This window comes from Flavobacterium undicola, from assembly GCF_009909155.2.
In the GTDB taxonomy this organism is placed as follows: domain Bacteria; phylum Bacteroidota; class Bacteroidia; order Flavobacteriales; family Flavobacteriaceae; genus Flavobacterium; species Flavobacterium undicola.
This window is the reverse complement of the sequence record NZ_JAAAPM020000041.1, coordinates 1-26,080: the sequence shown is the minus strand read 5'-3', so window position 1 is coordinate 26,080 and position 26,080 is coordinate 1. Positions and strand designations below refer to the sequence as shown.

The 26,080-nt window shown below is 35.2% G+C and carries 23 protein-coding genes and 1 tRNA gene; 11 read left to right on the top strand and 13 right to left on the bottom strand.

All coding sequences use genetic code 11. The features are described 5' to 3' along the window. Positions 1-134 precede the first annotated feature (134 nt). Positions 135-509: a hypothetical protein gene (locus tag GTZ96_RS16695; RefSeq protein WP_161645044.1), complete on the bottom strand. Its 375-nt coding sequence runs from the start codon at positions 507-509 to the stop codon at positions 135-137. Between the two features lie 330 nt (positions 510-839). Between GTZ96_RS16695 and GTZ96_RS16690 the strand changes: the two genes are divergently transcribed. The 6 genes from GTZ96_RS16690 (at position 840) to GTZ96_RS16665 (ending at position 5,301) form a co-directional block, all read left to right on the top strand. After that, the gene (locus GTZ96_RS16690) at positions 840-1,022 is read left to right on the top strand and encodes a hypothetical protein (protein ID WP_161645043.1); all 183 of its coding nucleotides are present in this window, start codon (positions 840-842) and stop codon (positions 1,020-1,022) included. A gap of 181 nt (positions 1,023-1,203) precedes the next feature. Next, positions 1,204-1,878, top strand: a complete 675-nt coding sequence (locus tag GTZ96_RS16685) for a response regulator transcription factor (protein WP_161645042.1) — start codon at positions 1,204-1,206, stop codon at positions 1,876-1,878. Between the two features lie 10 nt (positions 1,879-1,888). After that, positions 1,889-3,223: a sensor histidine kinase gene (locus tag GTZ96_RS16680; RefSeq protein WP_317168920.1), complete on the top strand. Its 1,335-nt coding sequence runs from the start codon at positions 1,889-1,891 to the stop codon at positions 3,221-3,223. A 103-nt stretch (positions 3,224-3,326) separates the two neighbouring features. After that, positions 3,327-3,512: a hypothetical protein gene (locus GTZ96_RS16675; RefSeq protein WP_161645041.1), complete on the top strand. Its 186-nt coding sequence runs from the start codon at positions 3,327-3,329 to the stop codon at positions 3,510-3,512. Between the two features lie 177 nt (positions 3,513-3,689). Beyond that, complete coding sequence (locus GTZ96_RS16670) at positions 3,690-4,925, top strand: metallophosphoesterase (protein WP_161645040.1); 1,236 nt, start codon at positions 3,690-3,692, stop codon at positions 4,923-4,925. A 76-nt stretch (positions 4,926-5,001) separates the two neighbouring features. Then, complete coding sequence (locus tag GTZ96_RS16665) at positions 5,002-5,301, top strand: thioredoxin family protein (protein ID WP_161645039.1); 300 nt, start codon at positions 5,002-5,004, stop codon at positions 5,299-5,301. Here GTZ96_RS16665 and GTZ96_RS16660 read toward each other — a convergent pair. Together GTZ96_RS16660 and GTZ96_RS16655 are read right to left on the bottom strand one after the other, a co-directional pair. Further along, the gene (locus GTZ96_RS16660) at positions 5,298-5,951 is read right to left on the bottom strand and encodes a polysaccharide deacetylase family protein (RefSeq protein WP_161645038.1); all 654 of its coding nucleotides are present in this window, start codon (positions 5,949-5,951) and stop codon (positions 5,298-5,300) included. The two genes, GTZ96_RS16665 and GTZ96_RS16660, sit on opposite strands and share 4 nt — an antisense overlap. Before the next feature lie 88 nt (positions 5,952-6,039). Further along, on the bottom strand, positions 6,040-9,318 hold the full coding sequence (locus GTZ96_RS16655) for a glycosyltransferase family 117 protein (protein ID WP_161645037.1): 3,279 nt from the start codon (positions 9,316-9,318) through the stop codon (positions 6,040-6,042). Positions 9,319-9,534: 216 nt separating this feature from the next. Between GTZ96_RS16655 and GTZ96_RS16650 the strand changes: the two genes are divergently transcribed. Both GTZ96_RS16650 and GTZ96_RS16645 read left to right on the top strand, forming a co-directional pair. Then, positions 9,535-9,605: transfer RNA gene (locus GTZ96_RS16650), tRNA-Gln, on the top strand. A 209-nt stretch (positions 9,606-9,814) separates the two neighbouring features. Further along, positions 9,815-12,079 carry an acyl-CoA dehydrogenase family protein gene (locus GTZ96_RS16645; protein WP_161645036.1) on the top strand — a complete coding sequence of 755 codons (2,265 nt, stop codon included), beginning with the start codon at positions 9,815-9,817 and terminating at the stop codon, positions 12,077-12,079. Between the two features lie 78 nt (positions 12,080-12,157). Here the strand turns inward: GTZ96_RS16645 and GTZ96_RS18500 are convergent, their stop codons facing one another. The 4 genes from GTZ96_RS18500 to GTZ96_RS16625 form a co-directional block, all read right to left on the bottom strand. Further along, positions 12,158-12,289 (bottom strand): recombinase family protein, encoded by a 132-nt coding sequence (locus GTZ96_RS18500; RefSeq protein ID WP_161645046.1) that lies wholly within the window; start codon positions 12,287-12,289, stop codon positions 12,158-12,160. 354 nt (positions 12,290-12,643) lie between these two features. Then, on the bottom strand, positions 12,644-13,351 hold the full coding sequence (locus GTZ96_RS16635; RefSeq protein WP_161645045.1) for a tRNA1(Val) (adenine(37)-N6)-methyltransferase: 708 nt from the start codon (positions 13,349-13,351) through the stop codon (positions 12,644-12,646). 188 nt (positions 13,352-13,539) lie between these two features. Further along, positions 13,540-14,064, bottom strand: coding sequence for a ribosome maturation factor RimM (rimM, locus tag GTZ96_RS16630; protein WP_161645035.1), 525 nt, complete (start codon positions 14,062-14,064; stop codon positions 13,540-13,542). A 13-nt stretch (positions 14,065-14,077) separates the two neighbouring features. Further along, the gene (locus GTZ96_RS16625; RefSeq protein WP_161645034.1) at positions 14,078-14,632 is read right to left on the bottom strand and encodes a 30S ribosomal protein S16; all 555 of its coding nucleotides are present in this window, start codon (positions 14,630-14,632) and stop codon (positions 14,078-14,080) included. Positions 14,633-14,831: 199 nt separating this feature from the next. On the opposite strand from GTZ96_RS16625, the gene GTZ96_RS16620 reads away from it, so the two are divergent. Beyond that, the gene (locus tag GTZ96_RS16620; protein ID WP_161645033.1) at positions 14,832-15,305 is read left to right on the top strand and encodes a DUF6252 family protein; all 474 of its coding nucleotides are present in this window, start codon (positions 14,832-14,834) and stop codon (positions 15,303-15,305) included. A 157-nt stretch (positions 15,306-15,462) separates the two neighbouring features. Then, entirely contained in the window at positions 15,463-15,822 is a 360-nt protein-coding gene (locus tag GTZ96_RS16615) for an RNA recognition motif domain-containing protein (protein WP_161645032.1), read from the top strand. 72 nt (positions 15,823-15,894) lie between these two features. Here GTZ96_RS16615 and leuB read toward each other — a convergent pair whose 3' ends face one another. The 6 genes from leuB to GTZ96_RS16585 form a co-directional block, all read right to left on the bottom strand. Continuing rightward, a complete protein-coding gene (gene leuB / locus GTZ96_RS16610) occupies positions 15,895-16,950 on the bottom strand; it encodes a 3-isopropylmalate dehydrogenase (protein WP_161645031.1) in 1,056 nt (351 codons plus the stop codon). 35 nt (positions 16,951-16,985) lie between these two features. Next, a complete protein-coding gene (locus tag GTZ96_RS16605; protein ID WP_161645030.1) occupies positions 16,986-18,509 on the bottom strand; it encodes an alpha-isopropylmalate synthase regulatory domain-containing protein in 1,524 nt (507 codons plus the stop codon). Between the two features lie 142 nt (positions 18,510-18,651). Then, on the bottom strand, positions 18,652-19,248 hold the full coding sequence (leuD, locus tag GTZ96_RS16600; RefSeq protein WP_161645029.1) for a 3-isopropylmalate dehydratase small subunit: 597 nt from the start codon (positions 19,246-19,248) through the stop codon (positions 18,652-18,654). A 176-nt stretch (positions 19,249-19,424) separates the two neighbouring features. After that, positions 19,425-20,819: a 3-isopropylmalate dehydratase large subunit gene (gene leuC, locus GTZ96_RS16595; RefSeq protein ID WP_161645028.1), complete on the bottom strand. Its 1,395-nt coding sequence runs from the start codon at positions 20,817-20,819 to the stop codon at positions 19,425-19,427. Between the two features lie 566 nt (positions 20,820-21,385). Continuing rightward, positions 21,386-22,603 carry a S8 family serine peptidase gene (locus tag GTZ96_RS16590; RefSeq protein ID WP_161645027.1) on the bottom strand — a complete coding sequence of 406 codons (1,218 nt, stop codon included), beginning with the start codon at positions 22,601-22,603 and terminating at the stop codon, positions 21,386-21,388. Between the two features lie 458 nt (positions 22,604-23,061). Beyond that, positions 23,062-23,667: a glycosyltransferase family 2 protein gene (locus GTZ96_RS16585; protein ID WP_317168919.1), complete on the bottom strand. Its 606-nt coding sequence runs from the start codon at positions 23,665-23,667 to the stop codon at positions 23,062-23,064. 120 nt (positions 23,668-23,787) lie between these two features. On the opposite strand from GTZ96_RS16585, the gene GTZ96_RS16580 reads away from it, so the two are divergent. After that, positions 23,788-26,080, top strand: a 2,293-nt coding sequence (locus GTZ96_RS16580) for a beta strand repeat-containing protein (RefSeq protein WP_207720202.1), incomplete at its 3' end; no start/stop codon positions are given.

The window sequence follows — 26,080 nt, the reverse complement described above, 5'->3', positions numbered from 1 at the left end:
AAAATCCTCTTGAAAATCTACAAATTTATTTTACGATAACTCCATAGTGTGACGGATGTGTAATCGGTTCCGTTCAACACGAGTTTCATTGTTCGTGCTGCGCACGCAACGAAACTCTAACTGTTAGCACCAGTTTATTCACTTTCAGGATACCACCAACCTTCATGCTTTCTATTGTATTCCTTTCCTCTGTCATCAACAATGATAATCTCACAAACAAATGGACTTTCTAGATACTTTTTGCTATTGTCCGTAAATTTTGAAGTTTCCAGGTCAAACTTAATTGATAACGTTGCGGATTTCACAAATTCCATTGTTGAGCCACTATTTTCAACTAAAACAGGGAACCATTTACACCAGCTTTCAATCGAAATTTTGATTTCAGTTGTTAAAAGCTCTTCAGGTTCTGCTTTATTTTCTAGTATATCTAAAGTTAAGCAATCTTTGTTAATTTTTCTAGCTTGCTTTAGTAAATGCCCTAAAAAATAATCATCTTTTACATAATTCATTAAGCTAATGAAAGAGTGACTGAAATTGTGCGATACGCTTTTTAAAGGTTTATGGCTTATCATATGTGTTGTCGATAAATTGGTGCTAACTCGTTTATAAACGAAACAAGCCTTCGTGTATACACCCAAAAAGGGATAGATTGGCGAATGTTTATTTCATACTATATTCTTCAAATATATTAAAATATTCTTACAAAACCCTGCTTGAATCGAAACCGTTAATGTGAAGTTAAATTTTTTAGAGGCACTGTTTTCTTCATTTTGTCTTCATTTTACAGAGGTACATTTGATCTATAAAATAAAAGGATATTAATTTAAATTTTAAAAGTCATGAAAAATCTAGTTATGTTACTCGTAGCAGTTTTAGGAACCACTGTAATGGTTAGTGCAGCTCCAACTCCGGCAAAAGCAACTCCGGCAAAAGAAGTTAAAGCAACTAAACATCCTAAACACAAAGCTGAGAAAAAAGAAAAAGCAGCGAAAGAGGTTACAAAAGAGGAAGTGAAAAAATAAATATTGTTTTTGTTTTGCTTTCTAATAATTGAATTGTAGGATAAGCAAAGTAGAAAGAATAATTATGGAGAAAGCTGATGAAGAAATTTATCAGCTTTTTTTATTCGTTAATTTTTTTAATAATGCACAACAAGGCTTTTTATAATTGCTTAATTTTAATTGTGCTAATAATTTTGTGTTTATGAATATTCTGATTGTTGAAGATAATAAAGAACTCGCTGCCGAAGTCTATGATTTTTTATGTAATGTGGGTTATTTGTGCAAAATCACCAATACTTGTAGTGATGCATTAGAGGAAATACATAGCAACGATTATGATGCGATGTTATTGGATCTTGGATTGCCTGATGGAGATGGATTTGAGGTTTTACAGGCTGTTCGGAAAACAAAATCAAAAATGGCGGTCATTGTTATTACGGCCCGTGGCGAATTAGATGACCGGATAAATGGTTTGCAGCTTGGTGCTGATGATTATTTGACTAAACCTTTTGCCTTGACTGAATTGAGTGCCAGATTGTTTGCTGTAATTCGCAGGATGCATGGCTTTACGTTGAACGATTTGAACATACATGGATTTTCTTTGCAATTACAGGATTACAAGGTGAGTTATAATGGTATTCCAATTAATTTGACAAAAAAGGAATTTGATATTTTCCAACATTTGGTATTGAATAAAAATCGAGTAATTACCAGGTTGCAACTTACTGAACACATTTGGGGCGATATTCTTGAAGTCAATTCCGATTCGAATTTTATAGATGTTCATGTTAGGAATCTTCGAAAAAAACTGGATAAACATATTGATATTAGTTGGTTTGAAACGGTTCGAAATGTTGGATATCGTATAAATGTTTAAAAAATAAACTGTGAAAATAAAACACCAACTTGCCATTTTTAATGCGTTAACAAGATTATTGCTAATCTTGATTTTATGGTTAATGCTTCCCGTTTTGGTCGAAAAAGTGGTTTATAAACACATCAACAATAGCTTATTAGAAAAGAAGAAAAAGTTTATTGATAATTTGGATCGAAATGAAATTAATGATTTTATTGTTCGAAATGATTCGACAGAAACCTATTCTCAATTCTCAACCTTACATAGTGAGTTTTTGGTACTTTCAAGATTGCCTATAAACCCCAATCAAAAAAAGAATTCTTTTATAAATGATTATCGCATTATTGAAGGAGAGTCCAATGAGTATCGAATTTTGCAATACCATTTTACCTATGAAAAAGAGGGTTATCAGCTAGAAATAGGGAGTAGTCTGAGCGAGGTAAATGATCTTACTTTTATTATTCGGTTTTTTATTTTAATTGTTTTTGTAGTAATCGTTTTGATTACTTTTCTGGTAGATACTTTTTATATCGAACATTTACTGAAGCCTTTTTATAAAATAATTGACACTAAAATAAGACGTGTTAACGAACCCGAAGCTTTTGATCATACGCCAATAAAATCAAGATCAAAAGATTTTAGAGAATTAGATTTGGTTTTAAATCAAATGATGGATCGTATTGGAGAGCTTTTCAAAAAAGAAAAACAATTTATTTCGAATGTTTCGCACGAGCTTCTTACGCCTATTGCTTTGCTCAAAAATAAGTTCGAAAATTTATTGCAAAATGATTCTTTAGATGATAATGCTTTCGATAAAATTGTGAGTTCGCTCAAGACTTTAGACATGCTAAAAAAAATCATTAATAACTTATTGTTGATTTCAAGAATTGAGAATAATCAATATGAAGCAAATGAGGATATCGATTTTTACGAGATTATAACCGATTTACAAGAGGATTTACAAGATCGAATTGACGATAAGGAAATTAAGTTTACCAATAAAATGCAACATCATTTTGGCTTTACAGGAAATAAAACCTTAATTCATATTTTGATTTATAATTTGGTAACCAATGCCATAAAATACAATCAGCCAAAAGGTGAAATCATAATAGCTGACGGATTTTTAAATCAAAACTATTTTATTTCCATAACCGATTCAGGATTTGGAATGGATGCTTCTCAGCTCGAAAGAATATTCAATAGATTCGCCAGAATTAGTTCTGATCAGGATGGTCAGGGTTTAGGGCTTGCTATAGCTGAGAGTATTGCCCTTTTTCATCATATTGAAATTAAAGTTACTTCGCAAATAAATCACGGAACTACTTTTACACTTTTATTGCCGGAAGATTTAAAATACAATTAAAAGTTAATTTTATTTAAGCATTTCAATCTTCATCTATTCTTCATTTAGCGATTATATCTTTGGGGTATAGTAAATGAATAATAACAATAAATAAATTATAATTATGAAAAAATTAGTAATGTTGGCAGTAGCTGTCTTAGGAACTACTGCAATGGTAAATGCTCAAACAACTCCAGCTCAAACTGCTCCGGTAAAAGAAGCTAAAGTTTCTAAAAAAGACAAAAAAGCTGATAAAAAAGCGGCAAAAGTAGAGGCTGCTAAACCTGAAGCTGCAAAAGCTAAAAAATAAAACAACCTGGTTTATTTAAGTAAACGATGTTGAAGTTTATAAAAGGTTTTTAAAAAATTGATTTAGAAAAAGCTGGTAGAGAAATCTATCAGCTTTTTGCTCTTATTTGAGTTAAATTTTTGATAATAAAAAGCCATAAAATTTTCATTCTTTGTTACTTTGCTTAAAACTAAACACATGATCATTCGTTTTGTAATTCTTTGTGCTCTTTTTTTATTCATTGAGTTTTATTCTTATCAAGCCATTCGAACCTTAATTAAATTAAGATGGGTTTTGGTGAGTTATCAAATTATAAGCTTGCTTATTTTAGTATTTATAATCTATTCTTTTTCGCAATTAGATCGTTCTGTTGGGCAAACCAAGCAATTCATGTTTACCACAGGCTTGATGTTATTGGTTTATGTTCCAAAAATTGTTGTCACAATAATATTATTAGGTGAAGATGTTTTCCGAATAGGGGCTGGAGCAATCAATTATTTTATAGATAATTCAGTAAATACAAATGTTTTTCCGGAAAGGCGAAAGTTTGTAAGTCAGATTGGTTTGGGCTTGGCTGCTGTTCCTTTTTTGTCTTTGATTTATGGAGTCACCATTGGGAAATACAATTATAAAGTAATCAAACAGCGTATCTTTTTTCCTGATTTACCTGATGCTTTTGACGGTTTTACGATTACTCAAATTTCCGATGTGCATTCGGGGAGTTTTGATAATCCGGACAAAATAAATTATGCGATTGATTTGATAAATGAGCAAAATTCGGATATGATTTTGTTTACTGGTGATATTGTCAATACACACGCTAAGGAAATGCATCCTTGGATTGACACTTTTAAGCGAATTAAAGATCATAAATATGGTAAATATTCGGTTTTAGGGAATCATGATTATGGCGAATATGTATCTTGGCCATCGGAGGCGGATAAAGAGCGAAATTTTAACGAAATTAAAGAATTGTACGGACAAATCGATTTTAAGTTGATGTTGAATGAACATCAGTTTTTAGAAAAAGGAAACGATCGAATTGCTTTAGTAGGTGTTGAAAACTGGGGAAATAATTTTAAGAAAGCCGGCGATTTGATGAAAGCTTCTGAAGCATTAGACGAAAAAGAATTTAAAATTTTGATGAGTCATGATCCGAGTCATTGGGAATTTGAGATAAAAAATCACGAGAAGAATTTTCATTTAACCCTTTCAGGACACACGCATGGAATGCAGTTTGGGATCGAAATTCCGGGTTATTTTAAATGGAGTCTGGCGCAATATGTCTATGCGCAGTGGGCAGGTTTATATGAGCATTTAGGGCGTTATGTGTATGTAAACAGAGGTTTTGGCTTTCATGCTTATCCTGGTAGAGTAGGAATTATGCCTGAAATCACGGTTATCGAACTAAAAAAAGGAGATAAAGTAGCATAATTCGTTAAAAATGCTACATTTGTATGAGAAGAAACGTTATTTTTCTTAGATTTAAAAAAAATTAATTCTTGGTTTTATGTCAAAATTTGGAGAACTTATAAGTGCACAAGTACCTGTGTTAATTGATTTCTACACAGATTGGAATGAATCTTCGGTTTCTATGCATGAGGTTATTAGAGATGTTGCTGCTGCTTTAGGTGATAAGGCAAAAGTGATAAAGATTGATGTCGATAAAAATCAAGAACTTGCCGAAGCTTTAAGAATTAAAGGACTACCCACTTTGATGGTGTATAAAGACGGTCAGATGGTTTGGAGACAATCAGGAGAGTTAGATGCTAATTCGCTTATTACGATTGTACAGGAGCTACTGGCTTAATCTTTTATTGCCTCGAAAGAAAAGTGATGCTCAGCTAAATGTTTGAGCACTTTAGGTAGAACGTATTCCAGGTTTTTAAAAGCCTTTACGCTGTCGTGAAATATAATTATACTTCCTGATTTAGTATTGGATACTACATTGTCCAAACATGCTTCTTTAGTAATGTTTTGGTCAAAATCGGCGCTAAGAACGTCCCACATAATTATTTTATAGCCTTGTTGTCTGAGCTTTTTAGCTTGGGCTGCTTTTATTTTCCCGTAAGGCGGTCTGAAGATTTTTGATTTCAGATCTTTGATTTCAGATCTTTGATTTGAAATAGCGGCTTCACACAATTCGAAATTTTCCAGGTATTCATCAGTAGTAGTTTTCCAGCCATTCAGATGATTGTAGGTATGATTGCCTATGCTGTGGCCTTTATCAATGATTTGGGTAAAGATTTCGGGATGTGCTGCAATGTTTTTGCCGATGCAAAAAAAAGTAGCTTTGGCATTGTATTGTTCCAATTGGTTTAAAACCCAAGAAGTAATTTCGGGAGTTGGTCCATCATCAAAAGTAAGGTAGATTTTCTTTTCTTTATTAGGGATATCCCAAATAAAGTTAGAAAATATTTTTTTGATGATACGATGTGTTTTGATCCAATAAGCTTTCATTTGGAGTTCATTTGATATTAAAGATAAAAAAAATGTAGCAATCTTTTTTGTTGGGATTGCTACATTTTTTATAAAATCAATAGTTTATTTATTCTTTATCGCGACCAAAACGCTGGAATATATCAATATAAGTATTGAAAGCGCCTCGGTGTTTCTGGAAGAAAGCAGCGTCGTTGTTTTTCTTAACTGCGTCTAATAAGGCTCTGTAACGCTCAATATCAGTAACAATGTCTATTGCTATGTCTGTTTGGTCACCAGCACTCATTTTACTGTAGTAATTTAGATTTTCTTTGTACTTACCAATTAGCTTTTCAACAAGTTCATGAGCTTTCGCTTTTTCGCCTACTTGATAATAATTGTTAACAAATGGTTCCAGTAAGGAATAATAGCCAAATTTGTCAATTGGCATTTTTTCCATGGCTAAATTAATCACTTTTTTAGCCTTGTCTATTTTGCCATCTTTAATGAGTTGGTCAGTCAATCGGGAAAGATTAGTTCTGTAAGTAATACTTTCACGACGTGTTTCCGGGTCGTGGTAGATGTTACCTTCACTATTACCCCAATCCCATTTCATTACGATATTGTACATTTTGTCCGCATCAATTTGCCCCATTTCCATAGGATTTCCATCTTTAGGAATCGTGGTTTTTACAGGAACTAATTTGTAAATCATACCGTCTAATTGCAGGTAATCTTTCATCCATAAGTATTCTTCATCGTCAAAGGCACCACCACTAAAATAGATTGGTCGTTTCCAGTTGTTATTAGCAACAAGATCTAACATCATCAATCTATTTTTGTATAAGGCACTTCCTTTGATGTCAATATCGATATAAGGAACGATTGAATCATAATATTTCTCAGAAACAATTTTGTTTTTGATGATCGTGTTTTTGTCAACAGGAATTCTAATTTGGCTTGTTGGATAGAAATGGATGGTTTGCCCGTTTGCCATATCAACAGTTGATTTTGGATGTTTGATAAAATCCATAAAGCCTTTTACGCTCCATCGGCTTTTTATCTTCGGAATACTTACTACATAATCCAGTTTGTCTCCTACATATTGATCGTGTGTAAAAGAAATAGGCAATGGTTCTGATTCGTAAGTTTTGGTTTTCATTTGGTCTATGTACCAATCGGTCATGAAAAGACTAGTGTTAACGATTTTTACATCGGTTCTGATATTTTCAATTTCTTGTGCATACCACAATGGGAAGGTGTCATTATCACCAATGGTAAATAAAATGGCATCTTTATCACAAGAGCTTAAATAGGCTTTTGCCATAGCTAAAGCAGTGTATTTGTCAGAACGATCGTGATCATCCCAGTTTTGAGAAGCCATTATAACAGGTGCTGTCAATAAAGAAGCCGCTATGATAACTGGTCCAATAATTTTTGGAGATAGATATTTTTTGGCGCTTTCGTACAATGAATAAACACCTAATCCTATCCAGATGGCAAACACATAGAAGGAACCGACTAAGGCGTAATCTCTTTCTCTTGGTTCGAAAGGTCTTTCGTTTAGGTAGATTTTTAAAGCAATTCCTGTGAAAAGAAATAAAGCCAGTAATACATAAAAACTTTTTAAATCTTTACCGGCATGATACATTAATCCAATAAGTCCTAAGATAAAAGGAATGAAATAATATACATTGCGTCCTTTGTTGTTTAAGGCGTCTGTAGGTAAATTGTCTTGCGAACCTAAATGGATGTCGTCAATGAATTTAATTCCACTAAGCCAGTTTCCGTCCTGGTTGTCATATCTTCCTTGGTTGTCGCTTTGACGTCCTACGAAATTCCACATCAGGTATCTCCAATACATGTAGCCAAATTGGTATTCGGCCATGAAACTAAGGTTGTCCGCTGTAGTAGGTTTTTCGATTATTAGGTAATCGCCATAGCTTTTTAAGAATTTAACATAGCCTTCGTTGTCAATTTGTTTTTGAGCATAGGCTTGTCTGAATTCAGAAACGGTTTTTTCTACCTCATTTTTTAATTGGGCGATAGCTCTATTGTAATCTTCTTCAGAAAGCTTGCTTGCATCTACACCATATCGGGATAAATCATTTTCGTATGGATAATCAGGATTAATGCTGAATTGAGGAGGATTAGTAAAGTTGATGTAGTTTTCAATGTGTTCGGTGCTCCACATTCTGGGTAAGAATGTTTTTTGAGCATTGTCACTATTTTGTTCTGCGTTTTTATAATTGTTTACAATAACATATTTACCCGTTTTATAATCTCTCTCGTAGTTAGGAGCTTTGTCAAGGTAAGGCATGTCTTTGTCTAAGCCTGCAAAGCTTTCTGTGTATTGAGGGCCATAAAACAAAGGATTAGAACCGTATTGCTCTCTATTGTAATAGGCTAAAACTTCACGGGCATCTGATGGTTTGTTTTCGTTAATGATAACATTTGAATTAGCTCTAATAGGTAGCATTAACCAAGTCGAGAAACCAATTAGAATAAATAGAATACAAAGGATAAGGGTGTTGTAGGTAACAAGTCCTTTGCTTTTAGTGTATTTTAATCCAAAATAGAAAGAGGCTATTAGCACTAAAGCAGCCAAAATAGTTCCTGAATCAAATGGCATTCCTAGGCTATTTACGGTAAAAACTTCTGCTTTAGCAAAAAACGCCATCGTTAGAGGAAGTAGTAATTTGAAAATAAATAATAAAACAGAGATTACTACAATATTAGCAATGATGAAATTTTTAATTGTTACCGTTTTGTAGTTTTTAAAATAGTACAAGAATCCTATTGCAGGTATTGTCAATAAGGCCATAAAGTGTACTCCAAATGAAAGACCAACTACTAATGAAATAATCAATAACCATTTGTTTCCTCTGGGTGTGTTCATGTCTTGTTCCCAACGCAATCCCAACCAAAAAAGTAAAGCAATAAGCAAAGATGCCATGGCATATACTTCGGCTTCTACGGCGTTGAACCAAAAACTATCAGAGAAAGTATAGGCTAAAGCGCCTACGAAAGAACTTCCTAAAATTACAATGTCGTTACTTTTGTTAGGTTCTTCAGAGCTAGATATGATTTTTCTTAAAATCATAGTAGAAGACCAAAACATAAAAAGAATAGTAAAGGCACTGGAGAAAACAGAAGTCATGTTAACCATTAAAGCAACATGTTGAACATTAGTAGCAAACATAGCGAAAAAGGCGCCAATCATTTGAAATAAAGGAGCTCCAGGAGGGTGACCTACTTCCAGTTTTGCTGCTGTAGCAATGTATTCTCCACAATCCCAAAAGCTCATAGTGGGCTCAACAGTAAGAGAATAGGTTATTAATGCGATTCCAAATGCAATCCAGCCTATGATAGTATTCCATTTTTTGAAATTGAAAGACTCCTTGTTCATGTAGTAAAATTTAGTTAATTTTTCGAGGTACAAAGAAAATGTTTTTTTGTTTAAGGATGGAGGCATTAACAAAATTTTCTGCAAAACTAATGGCTTTTTTAAGATGTTGATTATGAGGTGTATTTTTGGTTTTTGAATTTTTTTTCAAAAAAAAACTAAAAAAAGTTTGTGTAAACTGAAAAACGGTGTAAATTTGCACTCGCAATAAAGCACTGCTGGTCTATGGTGTAATGGTAACACAACTGTTTTTGGTGCAGTCTTTCAAGGTTCGAGTCCTTGTAGACCAACTAGCAAATTAAAAAAACCCTGTAAACTTAACGTTTACGGGGTTTTGTTTTTTATGGACGTAGTGAAGCGCGTAGCTCAAAATCTTAATGGGTATTTTCTTATTCCAAAATTACCAGAATCTTAACACCGATTGCAAATCGGAATCTGTATTTTCATGTTTTCATAATCTATTATGGAAAATCGATTTCAAATTGAAATACGTTTATTTATGGAAAACACCCAATTACAAGCTTTTATCCCACTGTTATATATTGTATGGTCTGATAATTTATTGACTGAAAAAGAGTTTGCTACCTTACAAAGTTTTATTGATTCACAAGATTGGCTTTCGGCGGAAGAGAAAGAATTGTTATTTTCTAAAATAACAATTGCTAATCCACCGTCTCGTCAGGATATTGCCGATTGGAAAAATAAAATTGAGCAAAGTATTCAGGAGCAGCCTGCTGTAAAATCTATTTTTGAAATTGCGGTGGTGCTTTCTGAAAACAATGCTGTGATTCAGAGTTTAGAAAGTTCTTTTGTAAAACTCGAAAATGATTTGGGGATTCTTGGGGAAGAAGCTATTGGTAATTTTAAAACAAAAGCAAAATCCCATACGGTCAATTCTCATACAGAGGCTAGTTTTGATGTTCAAAAAATCACGGCTATTTTAGATGGAGCACAGGCGCCGATTATCAATAAAGTAAAATCGATTATTTCGAGACCGGAATTTCAATATGAAACTTCAACAGATATTAGCGTTTATCGCCAAAAAGTATTTGATTGGTGCAAAATTCTGGCTGAGGAAAACCTCGGTAATATGGCTTATCCCAAAAAATATGGCGGTGGCGAAAACATAGCTGATTATTTTGCGATTATGGAAACCCTGAGTTATCACGATTTGAGTTTGGTGATTAAATTTGGAGTGCAATTTGGACTTTGGGGGATGAGTGTACAATCATTAGGAACGGAGAAGCATTATGCGAAATATCTAAAAGACATTGGTACACTGAAATTGCCAGGTTGTTTTGCAATGACCGAAACGCATCACGGTTCGAATGTAAAGGGATTGGAAACAACCGCTACTTATAATCACGAAAATCAAACTTTTACAATTCATACGCCACACGAAAAAGCACAAAAAGAATATATTGGGAATGCGGCTGTTCACGGGCAAATGGCTACCGTTTTTGCGAAACTGATTATTGCAGGACAGGATCATGGTGTAAATGCTTTTGTGGTGCCTTTGCGTGACGAAAATGCTGTTGTCTTAAAGGGAATTACTATTGGAGACTGCGGTCATAAAATGGGGTTGAATGGAGTGGATAACGGCACGATTCGTTTTGATCAAGTGGTGATTCCGAAAGAAAATATGCTGGATCGTTTTGCTTCGGTAAATGATAAAGGCGAATTTGAAAGCCCGATTCCGAGTGACAACAGGCGCTTTTTTACAATGCTTGGAACATTGGTTGGAGGAAGGATTGGAATTCCGCGTTCGGCATTGGCAGCAGCTAAAAGCGGATTGACGATTGCTATAAAATACAGCGACCAACGCAAGCAATTTGGACCCGAAGGCGGGGCGGAAGTTCCAATATTGAATTACCGTATGCACCAACGCAGGTTGTTAATTCCGTTAGCTAAAACCTATGCAGTACATTTTGCTTTGCAATATCTCACGCAACGTTTTATTGATAAAACCGAAACCGAAATGCAGGAAATAGAAGGTTTGGCTGCAGGTTTGAAATCCTATTCGACCTGGAGTACTACAGCAATTTTGCAGGAATGCCGTGAAGCCTGTGGCGGAAAAGGGTATTTGTCAGAAAACAGAATTGATGCCTTAAAAAACGATACTGAAATTTATACCACTTTTGAAGGTGATAATACCGTTTTGATGCAGTTAGTGGCTAAAAACCGTCTGGCGGAGTTTAGAAAATCGTTTGGCGAAATGGGTTCTTTTGGAATCATTAATTATGTTTATGAAAATGCCAAATCAGCTATAGCCGAAAAAAATCCGCTTGCTATTCGAAAGATTGATGAAGCGCATTTATTGGATAGTGAATTTCATTTGCAGGCGTTTCAGCATCGGGAAAAAACCATTCTGGCATCTGCTGCTAGGCGTGTCAAAAAATTAATTGACAATGGTTTAGAAGTCTATGATGCTTTTAATGTGGTGCAACACCAAATGATTGATATGGCTGAAGCCTATTTGGATCGGGTAGTTTTGGAACAATTTCAAATTGCTATCGCAGCTGTTAAGGATAAAAAAAGCAAAGCTATTTTAACGAAATTAAATCAATTGTATGCGCTTTCGCAAATAGAAAAAAATAAAGGCTGGTATTTAGAAGAAGGTTATATGGAAGCGGTAAAAACAAAAGCCATCCGAAAAATGGTTAATCAGCTTTGTTGGGATGTAAGACCAGATGCGGTGGCTTTAGTAAATGCTTTTGCTATTCCAGATTCCTGTCTTTCTAGTATGTTCAAGCATTCCGTCTGAACATTACCAAGAATACTAATGATCATTTAAAAGTTGAATTTGGCTTGTTATCAATCAATGGGTTCATTCCAATATTTTCTAAAAAAAGTTTATTGATCTTTGATTTAAAAATTCTATCACCATTAGTAATTCTATGATCTTTCTGCCTAAACGATCAATTGAAGATATGTTGATTTCTGTAATTGAGCCATTTTCTACTTGTGCTAAAATTTTTTTCCTTCTTTTTGTTCCTTAAATGAAATCGATTCCGAAGTTTTATCTATCTATATTCAAAAGTCTTTTGCGTTTAATTCTTGTCGGCTGGTGTTTTGTTCTTCACTGATACACATATATACTTTACATATGTAGTTTTGTTTGGAAAAAGCTAAATATATTCTCGTTTTTTTATTTGGATATTTTTTTAAATAATTTACCTAATACCATTTAGAAATATAAAATAATCCAATTTTCCAACTCCCTCTCCTTTGGAGAGGGTTGGGGTGAGGTAAACAAAAAACTGTTTTATAATTCTAAATGGTATAATTTGTGGTGAATTTATTTAAAACAGGATTGTTTAAATTAGTATTACATCTTCAAATAAAAATCTTTTGTCAGTTCAATGTATTCTGGAGTATAGATATGTCGTGCGGTTTCGATAATTAATTCATCAACTGGAAAATTAAGATTTTCATTTCGGCTAAAAGCCAATAAGCTGCGTTTGATTTCAGTGGTTGGAGTTCCTTTTACGCGGGTGATTTTTAGCGGATACAATTCGTATTTATTGGCTAAAGCCAGGAAATTTTCTTCTTCCTTGAAAGGAATAATAACGGAGAAGATTCCGTTTTCAGAAAGCAATAAAGCAGCTGTTTCAATCAAATCTTCAAAAGGCATGGCATCTTGAAAACGTGCCAAGTCTCGTTGGTCGTTACTGGATTTGTAATCTTCACTATAAAAAGGGGGATTGGAAACAATTAAATCATATTCGTCTTCTGGTTCTTCAATAAATTCGTCCAAGCCAGCGTGAAAACAAAACAAGCGGTCATTCCAAGGGGAATTTTCAAAATTATCTGTTGCTTGTTCGTAGGCATCTTCGTCAATTTCTAAAGCATCTATTTGTTCCGCGGCACTTCGTTGTGCTAACATCAAAGCAATGATTCCAGTTCCTGTGCCAATATCCAAAATGCTAAACGGATTGTTTTCAAGAGGAGTCCAGGCACCAAGTAATACACCATCGGTGCCAACTTTCATTGCCGTACGGTCTTGTTCTATAGAGAATTTTTTGAATTGGAACATAGAGATTGCGGAATGTAGATTAACGATTTTTGATTGCAGATTTTTCAAAAACTAAACGCTGCGACTGAATGCTTTATTATTTGATTTTTGAGTGAAGATTAGCGAATGCTGATTTGCTTCGCCTGTTCGCTTTCGCTTGAGTCAGATTTTAGTAACTGAACACTAAAAACTAAATGCTGAACACTAAATTAAAGGTACATCTCAATCAAACCCTCAGGTAGATCCATGATGATTTTTTTGTTATCACGATCCACTTTAACTAAGAAATGGTCAATCATTGGAATAAGAATTTCTGCTCCGTCTTTGATTACTTCAAATAACGGTTGAGCAGTGGTGTCGTTGACAGATTGAATTTCTCCAACAAATCCCAAACGTTTGTCTTCTACTTCGAAACCAATTACTTCGTGGAAGTAGAATTTATTACCGGAAAGTTTTGGTAACATTTTTAAAGGAAGATAAATGTCGCTACCTATAAGAGTATCGGCATCAGCTTCGGTGTTGATATCTTCAAAATGAACTCTTAGAAAGTCATTTTTGTGTATTGAACTGTTTTCAATAAAAAAAGGAACCAAGTGTTTGTTGCGTTCAACAAACACTGATTCCAAGTTTTCGTATAACTCAGGTTCGTCTGTATCTAGATAGATCAGAACTTCTCCTTTAAAACTAAATTTTTTGGCGATCTTGCCTAAATAGAAACAATCTTCTTTACGCATTTTCGCTTCTAAATTATGCTTGAGCTTCTTCGTTGTTTTCTTCAGTAGCAGCTTCTTCAGCAGCAACTTCAGTTTCTTCTTCTACAGCAGGAGTTGCAGCAGCAATAGCATCAGCTTCAGCTTGTGCAGCAGCAGCGATACGTTTTGCGTTTACTTCTTGTTCTGCTTTTAAAGCTTTAGCTCTAGCATCAGCTTGCGCTTTTGATAAACCGTCTTTTTTAGCATCAACTTTTCCAGCTTTAGCTTCTAACCATGCAGTTAATTTAGCATCAGCTTGATCTTGAGTTAAAGCACCTTTACGAACTCCTCCATCAAGGTGGTGTTTCAATAAAGCTCCTTTGTAAGAAAGAATTGCTTTAGCAGTATCAGTTGGTTGTGCACCATTGTGCAACCATTTTACAGCGCTATCCAAGTTTAATTCGATAGTTGCAGGGTTTGTGTTTGGATTGTAAGTACCGATTTTCTCTAAGTATTTACCATCTCTTTTTGAGCGAGCATCTGCTGCTACAACCCAGTAAAACGGTTTTTGTTTTTTACCGTGTCTTTGTAATCTAATTTTTACTGACATAATCTTTAATGATTAAATTTTGAGGTACTCGACCTCGATTAATTAAGGCTGCAAAGATACATTAATTTTTCATATAGCAAATAGTATTTTAGTATTATGATACGTAATTGTTTAGCGGGTTATTTTGTTTCTTTTTTTTGGCTTAATTCTGTTATTTTAGGTTTAATGTCCTATTTTTGTTTGTAAATCTGTAATATTTATGAAAAAGCATTTTTTGTTTTTGATTGTACTTTTTACTTTGTTTTCTTGTCAGGAAGATGTGAGGTTCAATAATCCTGCTTTTCAAGGAACGAAAGACAATGTTTTTTGGAGAGCTGTTCAGTCCATTGCTACGGTTAATTCAGGAGGTTCATTGGTAATAGAAGCTTATACTGCAACTGAAGTGGTTACTTTGAAAACAAATTCGGCTGCTGTGGGCACTTATTATATAGGGACAACTCCAACGAGTACGGCAACCTATGTCTTTAAAGATCCTTTAACCAAAGAAAGTATTACGTTTTCTTCTGGTTTTGGAGTTGGTGATGGTCAAATTGTAATTACGGAATATGATCAAGTGGGGAAGACTATTTCGGGTACATTCAAGTTTAATTTAGAGAATACTTTTGATAATCCTTTAGCAGGACCCACTTTGAACTTTCAATATGGAGTTTTCTATAAGGTTGCTGTTCAATAGTGTTGAATCAACCCATTTTATTGGGTTTCAAAATTTTTGCTATTCTTTATTAAAGTTTTTTATTTTATTTTTTAAATTATAATATAAATAAGCTTATTTATAGTGGGTTATAAAAAAATAAGATTACATTTGTCACAATTATTATAAATAAGTACATATGAATATTTTTGTTGGAAGCCTTCCATTTAGTATTGAGGAAGCAGATTTAAGAGAGTCTTTTGAGGCTTACGGAGCAGTTGATTCTGTTAAAATTATTACTGATAAATTTACTGGAAGAAGTAAAGGATTCGGTTTTGTTGAGATGCCAGTTGATGCTGAAGCTCAAAAAGCAATTGATGAATTGAACGGAGCTACTGTTCAAGGACGTGCAATTGTTGTTAATAAATCTGAGCCAAAACCAGAAGGTGAAAGAAGAAGCTTTAACAATAACAGCCGTGGTGGAGATTCACGTGGTGGTTATGGTGGAGGAAACAGCCGTGGTGGAAATGACCGTGGTGGAAACAGAGGAGGATATTAATATTTTTTCTTTATATAAAAAAAGGGGACAATGTAAATTGTCCCCTTTTTTATTATGGTGTTATCAAGAAAATTAGATGTTAGCAGCTAACCAGTCTCCTACTTCTTTAGTACCGTATGCTTTACCTCCATCAGCTAAATCTTCAGTAACTATTCCTGCTTCTAAAGCTTTGTTTACTGAATCTCTCATTGCTTTTCCTTCTTCCATCAATCCAAAGTTTTCAAACATCATAGCAGCTGATAAAACAGTAGCCATTGGGTTAGCAATGTTTAAACCAGTTGCTTGTGGGTACGAACCGTGAATAGGCTCAAACAAAGATACTTCAGCTCCCATAGATGCAGATGGCATTAATCCCATTGATCCAGAAATTACAGAAGCTTCATCAGTTAAGATGTCTCCAAATAAGTTTTCAGTAATCAATACATCATAAGAATTTGGCCATTGTACCAAACGCATCGCTACAGCATCAACAAATTCGTAGCTAACAGTAACTTCTGGATAATCTTTTTCCATTGCTTGAACTGTTTCTCTCCACAAACGAGATGTTTCTAAAACGTTAGCTTTATCCACACAACATAATTTCTTAGAACGAGTCATTGCTAATTCGAAACCTTTTTTAGCTAAACGTTGTACTTCAGCTCTAGTATAAACACAGTTGTCAAAAGCAGTATCTCCGTTGTCTCTTCTTCCTTTTTCACCAAAGTAGATACCACCAGTTAATTCTCTTAAGAAAACTAAGTCAGTCCCTTCAATTCTTTCTCTTTTTAATGGAGATTTATCTAATAAAGATGGGAATGTAAAAGTTGGTCTTACGTTAGCAAACAAACCTAATGCTTTACGCATTTTTAACAAACCTTGTTCTGGTCTTACAGGTGCAGAAGGATCATTATCGTATTTTGGGTGACCAATCGCTCCAAACAAAACTGCATCAGCATTTTTACAAATTTCATGTGTTGCATCAGGATAAGGTTCACCTACTGCATCAATCGCAGCAGCACCAGTTAAAGCCGGTTTCCAAGTAATTTCATGTCCAAATTTTTGTGCAATTGCATCTGATACCTTTACTGCTTGATCAATTACTTCTGGTCCGATTCCGTCCCCTGCTAAAAGTGCGATATTTAATTTCATTATTTTGTATTTATATTAATTTATTGTTTTCTAATTTAAACTGCTACTACGTTGAGCATTTTTTGAGTTGCAATAATGGCAGCTACTGTTTGATCTGAATCTAAACCTCTTGTTTTGAATTCTTTTCCGTTGTTTACCCAGGTAATAATGGTTTCGCATAAAGCATCCGAACTACTTCCAGGAGGGATTCTTACCGCATAATCAGTAAGTTTAGGTAAAGTCATTTTTTTGGTCTTATAAATTTTTGTCAAAGCATTCATAAAAGCATCAAATTGACCGTCGCCTTGTGCGTGTTCCTCGATGATTTGTCCATCTATTTTTAAGCAAATAGTGGTTGATGGTCTCATTCCTTTGGCGTGAGATAACAAATATGATTCTACGGTAACTTTTTCCTGATAGGTGTGACTATCCAATACATCAGAGATGATATAAGGCAAATCTTCTTTAGTAACAGTTTCTTTTTTGTCACCCAATTCGATAATTCTTTGGGTAACCAATTTTAAATCTTCCTGATTTAATTGCAAACCTAATTCCTGAAGATTTTTTTCAATATTGGCTTTACCGGAAGTTTTTCCTAAAGCGTATTTTCTTTTTCTTCCAAAGCGTTCCGGAAGTAAATCATTGAAATATAAATTGTTTTTATTGTCTCCATCAGCGTGAATTCCGGCTGTTTGAGTAAAAACATTGTCGCCTACAATTGGTTTGTTGGCTGGGATTCTGTAACCGGTAAAAGTTTCAACTAATTTACTAACTGAGTATAAAGAAGTTTCTTTTACGCCAATTTCAATTTCGGGCATGAAATCATTAATTACAGCAATAGTACTGGCTAAAGGGGCGTTTCCAGCGCGTTCTCCCATTCCGTTTACCGTCACGTGCAGTCCGTGAATACCTGCTTTTAATGATTCCATCACGTTAGCAACGCTCAAATCGTAGTCGTTGTGTGCGTGGAAATCAAAATGAATTCCAGGGTATCTTTTCGTGATTTCTGAGATATATTCGAAAGTTTCCGAAGGAATAAGTACACCCAAAGTGTCTGGAAGTAATATTCTTTTTATGGGTTGGGTGCTAATGAAATCTAAATATTGGTATACATATTCAGGTGAATTACGCATACCATTACTCCAATCTTCTAAATAAACATTGGTTAAAATTCCATTTTCATTCGCTAAAGCAATGCTTTCGGCAATTTCAGAAAAATGTTGTTCTGGTGTTTTCTTTAATTGATGTGTAAGATGGTTGAGTGAACCTTTGGTCAAAAGATTTTGCACTTTTGCACCCGATTTTTTCATCCATTCGATAGAGAGTCCTTTATCAACAAAAGTTAATACTTCAATTTTATCCGCATATCCTTTTGTTTCTGCCCAAGTCATAATTCCTTTTACGCCTTCAAATTCTCCTTCGCTTACGCGAGCCGAAGCTATTTCGATGCGGTCAACATGCAACTCTTCTAATAATAATTGGGCAATGGTTAGTTTTTCTGCAGCAGAAAATGATACTCCAGAGGTTTGTTCACCATCACGAAGTGTCGTATCCATTATTTCAATTTTTCTTTTTCCCATTATAAATTTGATGCTAAAAAAGGTTCTGATTTCAGAATTTTGAAACCATTTTATTGTGTGTTTTATAAAACGCTAAAAGCAGCTGCTAAAGAATTCCTTAAGAATTATGTTTAGCAGCTGCATTTTTATATGATGATTTTATTTAGAAAGGAAGCTTGTTAGCAAAATCTACAATTTCTTCTTTAATGTTTTGTAAATAGTCAATATCATCAAAACCATTAACCATATTGTTCTTTTTGTATCCGTTGATATCAAAAGATTCTTTTTCACCTGTAGCTTTCAATGTAATTGTTTGCTCTGGCAAATTGATTTCTACTTCTGTTTTAGGATCAGCTTCGATAGCAGCAAAGATTTTATCTGCGAATTCAGGAGAAACTTGTACTGGTAAAACTCCAATATTTAAACAGTTTCCTTTGAAGATATCAGCAAAGAAAGAAGAAACTACAGCACGGAATCCGTAATCGTAAACTGCCCAGGCAGCGTGCTCACGAGAAGAACCTGAACCGAAGTTTTTTCCACCCACAAGGATTTTTCCGCTGTAAGTTGGGTTGTTTAATACGAAATCAGCTTTTGGAGTATCGTCTCCGTTGTATCTCCAGTCTCTGAAAAGGTTGTCTCCAAAACCTTCACGTTTTGTAGCTTTCAAGAAACGAGCTGGGATAATTTGGTCAGTATCTACGTTTTCTATCGGTAGTGGCACTGCACTACTAGTAAGTATATTAAATTTATCGTATGCCATTTGATTTTTGATTTTTGATTAACGATTTCTGATTTTAGATTTTCTTTGAGGAAAACAAAATTGAAAGCGTTAATATTATATTTTGTAATCTGAAATTATAAATTGATTGTTGTAAAAAACGTTGTAGATTGATGAAATCTGAAATCAAAAATCGTTAATCTACATTCAGCAATCTTTTACATCAAATCTCTTGGGTCAGTCAATTTTCCAGTAACTGCTGCTGCTGCTGCCATAATTGGAGAAGCTAACAATGTTCTTGAACCTGGACCTTGACGGCCTTCGAAGTTTCTGTTAGAAGTACTCACTGCATATTTTCCAGCAGGTACTTTGTCATCATTCATAGCTAAACAAGCTGAACAACCTGGTTGGCGCAATACAAAACCAGCTTCAGTCAAGATATCTAAAATTCCTTCTTCTTTAATTTGAGCTTCAACAACGTGAGAACCAGGAACTAACCAGGCAGTTACGTTATCGGCTTTTTTACGACCTTTTACAATTTCAGCAAAAGCTCTAAAATCTTCGATACGACCATTAGTACAACTTCCTAGGAAAACATAATCAATTTGTTTTCCAATCATTACATCGTCTTCATTGAAACCCATGTAAGCTAATGATTTTCTATAAGTCTCTTCTCCACCTTCAACTTGGTTAGCAGAAGGAATGTGTTTAGAAATACCAATTCCCATACCTGGATTTGTACCATAAGTAATCATTGGTTCGATATCTTCGGCATTGATATTTAATTCAGCATCAAATTTAGCGCCTTCGTCTGTTTTTAAAGTTTTCCAGTATTCTACTGCTTTTGTCCAAGCTTCTCCTTTTGGAGCATGTAATCTGCCTTCTAAATAATCAAATGTTTTTTGATCAGGAGCAATCATTCCTCCACGAGCACCCATTTCGATACTTAAGTTACAAACAGTCATACGGCCTTCCATTGTCATTTCTTCGAATACATTTCCTGCGTATTCAGCAAAATAACCTGTTCCTCCAGAAGTAGTTAATTGAGCAATAATATAAAGTGCAACGTCTTTTGGACCAACACCTTTACTTAATTTTCCGTTTACGTTGATACGCATTTTTTTAGGCTTCGGTTGCATGATACATTGAGTAGAAAGAACCATCTCTACTTCAGAAGTACCAATTCCAAAAGCAATAGCGCCAAAAGCACCATGAGTAGAAGTATGTGAATCTCCACATACAATTGTAGCACCAGGTAAAGTAATTCCGTTTTCAGGCCCTACTACGTGTACAATTCCATTTTTTATGTGACCTAATCCCCAGTGAGAAATACCGTATTCTGCTGAGTTATCTTCTAATGCTTTTAATTGATTAGCAGATAAAGCGTCTTGAACAGGCAAGTGTTGGTTAATAGTAGGTGTATTGTGATCGGCAGTTGCGAATGTACGTTCAGGATATAATACTGATACGCCTCTTGATTTCAGACCCAAGAAAGCTACTGGACTTGTAACTTCGTGAATGAAATGACGATCAATAAAAAACACATCTGGTCCGTCTTCAATTTTACGCACAACATGCGAATCCCATACTTTGTCAAATAATGTCTTGCTCATTTTTTAATTTTTTTTAGTGTATTTCTGTGTTTTGTACTACCGTATTTTTTAATAAGGTGGTAACAAGAACGCAAAAGTATAAAAATGAAATCATGTATTCAATTAATATTATCGATTATATACGATACCCAAACTATATTAATAGGATTGTGTGCTTTTGTTTTGCTTGCTTGTGTTTTAGTGAGTTAGTTTTTTTTATTTCTGTTTTCATTCATAAAGTTGTGTTTGTAACAGCATAAAGGCTGTTTTGTATTTTATGAATTTTTAGAGGTTTTTGGTTAATTGCGTTGTTTTGTTTAATAAATTGTTAAATGTGGGGGTGAAAATAAAAAAATCAATAAGATTTTGTTCTCGAGGTTGTTTCTAAAAATGTGGGTTTATTTCAAAATAAATAAGACGTATCCGTTTTTTTACAAGGGGTTTATTTTAATAAAATATTACGACAACCAAAAAAATAAGAAAGTTGAATTTAATAGGTGTTTTTTAATAATTTACTAGAGAAATAGTTGTCCATTATTTGTTTTTTCATCTCAAAACAAGCTTGTTTAGCTATTTGATAAAATGAGTTAATGATGGGCAATTTTATCCGGACTGCCATCGGGATCATTTTGAACAAAACCACCAGATGATATAGTACCTAATAGTAGTAGTCCGCAAACATGTGGTGCAGCCATAGATGTTCCGCTGATGGTATTCATTCCGCCACTTTTCCATAAAGATTGAATCGCAACCCCAGGAGCACAAAAATCAACCGAAGATCCATAGTTTGAAAAATAGGCAAAAACATCCAATTTATCCATTGCAGAAACAGTGTAGATATTAGCACCATTCGCGCTAGATGGGGAGTGATTATCTGCATTGTCGCTTTCGTTTCCAGCTGCCAATGCAAATTTAACTTTTGCTGAAGCAGTGATAACTGCATTGTTGAGTGCTGAACTGACTGGGCCTCCTAGACTCATGTTGGCAGCGTCGCCATCGATGCCATTTGCACCTACATATTCGACCCCGGCAATAACTCCTGAATAAGAGCCGCTTCCTCGGCTATCTAAAACACGTACAGCAACTACCGTGGCTCCGGCAGCAACTCCTACAACCCCGATAGTATTATTGATTGCAGCTACTGTTCCTGCAACATGGGTTCCGTGTCCGTTTCCATCATTAGGATTATTAGCGTCGATACCACTCAGGAAACTTGCATTACGACCATTTTTGTCTACGTTTAAATCAGGATGAGTTAAATCAATTCCTGTATCTATAATCCAGGCTGTTTTTCCTACTCCACTAAGTCCGCCACCAACACGACTAATTCCCCATGGTGTAACTTGAGCTGGGGATCCACCGCCACCACCGCTGGGTTTTCCTTTTAAAATAGACAAATCAGGGTTAAGGGTTATGACGTAATCTTGTTCAATGGATTTAACGCGGCTGTCTTTTCGTAAAGATAAGAGTTGATCTTCGTTTAATTCTGCTGCAAATCCGCTAACTCCATATCCGTAGGTTTGTTTTACCTCTTCTGAAGTAAGTTTGATATCTGAAAAACGAGCCAGATAATCTTTTTTTAAAGATAAAATACGTTGGCTGTATTTTTGCGTAGCATATTTTCCAGCCATGTTTTCTTTTATAACGACTACATATTGTCCTTTAATTGGTTCGGTAGTAAAATTTGTTAAAGAACCTAATTCTTGTACTTCAATCAAATCATTATTTTGGCAACTAGTAACTAAAAATAAAGATGCGAGACTAAGAACTAAAGATAAACGAATAAATAAAGTAAAGTTTTTCATTGGTACAGCTTTTAAGTAAGACAAAATGAACAACTTGGGGTGAATAAATTTAGATAAAAAAAGGATATCAAATCATTAATAATCTAATTATTATGTGTGTTGTGTTGCTTTTTATTTTAGGTTAGTGTTATTTGTAATTCGTTTATTACGTCTCAAGGGAAAATAAAAAGAGATGTTTTTTTGTTAATAACTTTTCAACTTACACAGTTAGTGAGACACTATCGTATAATACTTTTTTGGTTTAAATCCTCTATTTGAGTTGCATTTGAAACTTTTATCTTCTTCTTAGGCATAATAATTCTATAATCAATTTATCTTTATATTTTTTTACAGTAGTTACAAATTAACTCATTTTGAAAAGGCCATATTTAATAATACAATAAATACAATAAATACCATCTCTCCATCCTATTTTTTTTTCATCTGCATAAGTTCTGCCATAATACGAAATTCCAACCTCATATATTCTTAATATTATGAAACCTGACAATTTTTGCTGTAACTTCTGGTTCAAAACCAAATCTTTTCTCTTTTAAAGAAATATTCTTAATGATTGAAGAAGTAAACATTTTGTAGCAAGTTTCCATGTCTGTCAAATTTAAATTTGTCATCTTATTTGATAAAAACGTCAGAAATTTGTTTCCAATGGTGTGCCAGAAAAATAAAATTCGATGTGGTTTGCTTCCCATAAATCTGGAACCATATAGAACATCGGCAAATCCATCCAATATAGGTTTTAATAAAACATTGTATTCATTAGGATGGTATTCTAAATCAGCATCTTGAATAATGACAAAATCCCCTGTTGCATTGTTAATTCCAATATGAATAGAAGCTCCTTTTCCTTTGTTGATATCGTTTTTAAAATGTTTTATGGAAAGTTCCGGGTGTTCTTCAATAAAATTTTTAATTAATTCTTCAGAATAATCTGTTGAGCAATCATTAATAATTAAAATCTCTTTAGCGGTGTTTTCTAATAAATTGAGATCATTAATTTTTGATAATATTTGAACTATCGTTTTTTCCTCATTGTAGCAAGGTATTATAATTGAAAGTTTTTTCATGTGCTATGAATTAAATAAAAACAGCAAAAATACTTAAAAAACATACTGAGTTTCTAACATCTAGCATTTAATTTGTAGTATATTTGGTCTTAAAATATGCTTAAAACAATTAATCTGCTTATGAAAAAGAACTTTACCTTCATTTACGCATTCTTACTATGCCTCTTTTGGTATGGAGGACATGCACAAACGACTTTGTCGGCAGGCGACATTGCCATCATAGGAATTAATTATGACGCTTCGCCTTATGAAATGTCAATTATGAATCTTGTACCAATTACTTCAGGAACTGAAATCAGGATAACGGATTATGCATATGATGAATCAACGGCTGTGTTTAGTACAGTTTCAACAGCCAATACTGCTGAAGGTTCAATTCAATGGGTCACTACTTCCACAATAGCAGCAGGAACTGTTATAAAATTCACAATCAATCCGACATCCGGTACTCCAGTTGTTTCCGGCTTACCCGGAAATGTAAGTGTAACAGGTTGGACCAATACATCTGCTACGGCATGTCCTTCTCCTGCAGGCGGGGACAACTGGTTTATTTTTCAAGGTTCAAGTGCAACCTCTGTAACTACTTATATTTTTGCATGGTGTAATCCATTTGCAATCACACATAATAGCGTTACTCAAATAGCCGGACAATTTTTAAAAACCGGTTCTGGAGCAAACAATAATGGAAATTCTTATTTACCTCCATCGTTAACACTAGGCACAAATGCAATTGCATTAAATTACGACCCGTCTTCTGGCGGTTATCACGGCGATGATAATATTTATACTGGCACAAAATCAGGAACTAAAAGTGCTCTCATGACTTCTATTTGCACCAATTCAAATTGGAGCACTAATGAAAGTACGACCTACGATATAACACCCGGTGGAGCAAATTTTTCGGGCTCAAACCCTATTTTTACTGTTACTTCTTCTACACCTAGTGTAACAGCAGCTTCACAAACCAATGTAAGCTGTAACGGAGGTTCAAACGGTGCAGCTAGCGTTAATACCCCAACAGGTGGCACAAGCCCATATACGTACAACTGGACACCGGGAAACCCCACAGGTGACGGAACTACTTCTGTTACGGGACTTTCTGCAGGAACCTGGACTTGTACAGTAACTGACGCCAATTCTTCAGCTGTTGCGATAACATTTACAATTACAGAACCTTCGGCAATCAATACTGCATCAGGCTCCCAGACAAACGTATTATGTAATGGCGGAACAAATGGTAGTGCTTCGGTTTCTCCTTCTGGCGGAACTCCGGGTTATACTTATTCATGGTCACCATCTGGCGGAACAGCAGCTACGGCTACAGGTCTTGCCTCAGGAAGTTACACGGTAACGGTAACAGACGCCAACGGCTGTACTGCAACTCGCAATTATACAATAACTCAGCCAACTGCAATCAGTACGGCAACAGGTTCTCAAACCAATGTGTCTTGTAACGGTGGAACAAACGGTTCAGCATCGGTTTCTCCTTCTGGCGGAACTCCGGGTTATACTTATTCATGGTCACCATCTGGCGGAACAGCCGCTACGGCTACCGGTCTTGCCGCAGGAAGCTATACTGTAACGGTAACAGATGCGAATGGTTGTACGGCAACGAGAAACTATACCCTTACACAGCCATCGGCAATCAATACATCTTCAGGTTCCCAAACCAACGTATCTTGCAACGGTGGAACAAACGGTTCAGCATCGGTTTCTCCTTCTGGCGGAACTCCGGGTTATACTTATTCATGGTCACCATCTGGCGGAACAGCCGCTACGGCTACCGGTCTTGCCGCAGGCAGCTATACTGTAACGGTAACAGATGCGAATGGTTGTACGGCAACTAGAAGCTATACTCTTACACAGCCAACGGCAATCAATACTTCTTCAGGTTCCCAGACAAACGTGTCTTGTAATGGAGGAACAAACGGTTCTGCATCGGTTTCTCCTTCAGGGGGAACTCCAGGCTATACTTATTCATGGTCACCTTCTGGCGGAACAGCAGCTACTGCTACCGGTCTTGCTGCAGGAAGTTATACGGTAACGGTAACCGATGCCAACGGATGTACTGCAACTCGTAATTATACGCTTACACAGCCGTCTGCAATCAATACCTCGTCAGGTTCCCAAACCAATGTGTCTTGTAACGGTGGAACAAACGGTTCTGCATCGGTTTCTCCTTCGGGAGGAACTCCGGGATATACGTATTCATGGTCACCTTCGGGCGGAACGGCAGCTACTGCTACGGGACTTGCCGCAGGCAGTTATACTGTAACGGTAACCGACGCGAATGGTTGTACGGCAACTAGAAGCTATACTCTTACACAGCCAACGGCAATCAATACTTCTTCAGGTTCCCAGACAAACGTGTCTTGTAATGGAGGAACAAACGGTTCTGCATCGGTTTCTCCTT

Coding starts and splice junctions, on each gene's coding strand:
- GTZ96_RS16695 (WP_161645044.1), bottom strand. CDS start 509: ATGAATTATGTAAAAGATGATTATTTTTTAGGGCATTTACTAAAGCAA.
- GTZ96_RS16690 (WP_161645043.1), top strand. CDS start 840: ATGAAAAATCTAGTTATGTTACTCGTAGCAGTTTTAGGAACCACTGTA.
- GTZ96_RS16685 (WP_161645042.1), top strand. CDS start 1,204: ATGAATATTCTGATTGTTGAAGATAATAAAGAACTCGCTGCCGAAGTC.
- GTZ96_RS16675 (WP_161645041.1), top strand. CDS start 3,327: ATGAAAAAATTAGTAATGTTGGCAGTAGCTGTCTTAGGAACTACTGCA.
- GTZ96_RS16670 (WP_161645040.1), top strand. CDS start 3,690: ATGATCATTCGTTTTGTAATTCTTTGTGCTCTTTTTTTATTCATTGAG.
- GTZ96_RS16665 (WP_161645039.1), top strand. CDS start 5,002: ATGTCAAAATTTGGAGAACTTATAAGTGCACAAGTACCTGTGTTAATT.
- GTZ96_RS16660 (WP_161645038.1), bottom strand. CDS start 5,951: ATGAAAGCTTATTGGATCAAAACACATCGTATCATCAAAAAAATATTT.
- GTZ96_RS16655 (WP_161645037.1), bottom strand. CDS start 9,318: ATGAACAAGGAGTCTTTCAATTTCAAAAAATGGAATACTATCATAGGC.
- GTZ96_RS16645 (WP_161645036.1), top strand. CDS start 9,815: ATGGAAAACACCCAATTACAAGCTTTTATCCCACTGTTATATATTGTA.
- GTZ96_RS16635 (WP_161645045.1), bottom strand. CDS start 13,351: ATGTTCCAATTCAAAAAATTCTCTATAGAACAAGACCGTACGGCAATG.
- rimM (WP_161645035.1), bottom strand. CDS start 14,064: ATGCGTAAAGAAGATTGTTTCTATTTAGGCAAGATCGCCAAAAAATTT.
- GTZ96_RS16625 (WP_161645034.1), bottom strand. CDS start 14,632: ATGTCAGTAAAAATTAGATTACAAAGACACGGTAAAAAACAAAAACCG.
- GTZ96_RS16620 (WP_161645033.1), top strand. CDS start 14,832: ATGAAAAAGCATTTTTTGTTTTTGATTGTACTTTTTACTTTGTTTTCT.
- GTZ96_RS16615 (WP_161645032.1), top strand. CDS start 15,463: ATGAATATTTTTGTTGGAAGCCTTCCATTTAGTATTGAGGAAGCAGAT.
- leuB (WP_161645031.1), bottom strand. CDS start 16,950: ATGAAATTAAATATCGCACTTTTAGCAGGGGACGGAATCGGACCAGAA.
- GTZ96_RS16605 (WP_161645030.1), bottom strand. CDS start 18,509: ATGGGAAAAAGAAAAATTGAAATAATGGATACGACACTTCGTGATGGT.
- leuD (WP_161645029.1), bottom strand. CDS start 19,248: ATGGCATACGATAAATTTAATATACTTACTAGTAGTGCAGTGCCACTA.
- leuC (WP_161645028.1), bottom strand. CDS start 20,819: ATGAGCAAGACATTATTTGACAAAGTATGGGATTCGCATGTTGTGCGT.
- GTZ96_RS16590 (WP_161645027.1), bottom strand. CDS start 22,603: ATGAAAAACTTTACTTTATTTATTCGTTTATCTTTAGTTCTTAGTCTC.
- GTZ96_RS16585 (WP_317168919.1), bottom strand. CDS start 23,667: ATGAAAAAACTTTCAATTATAATACCTTGCTACAATGAGGAAAAAACG.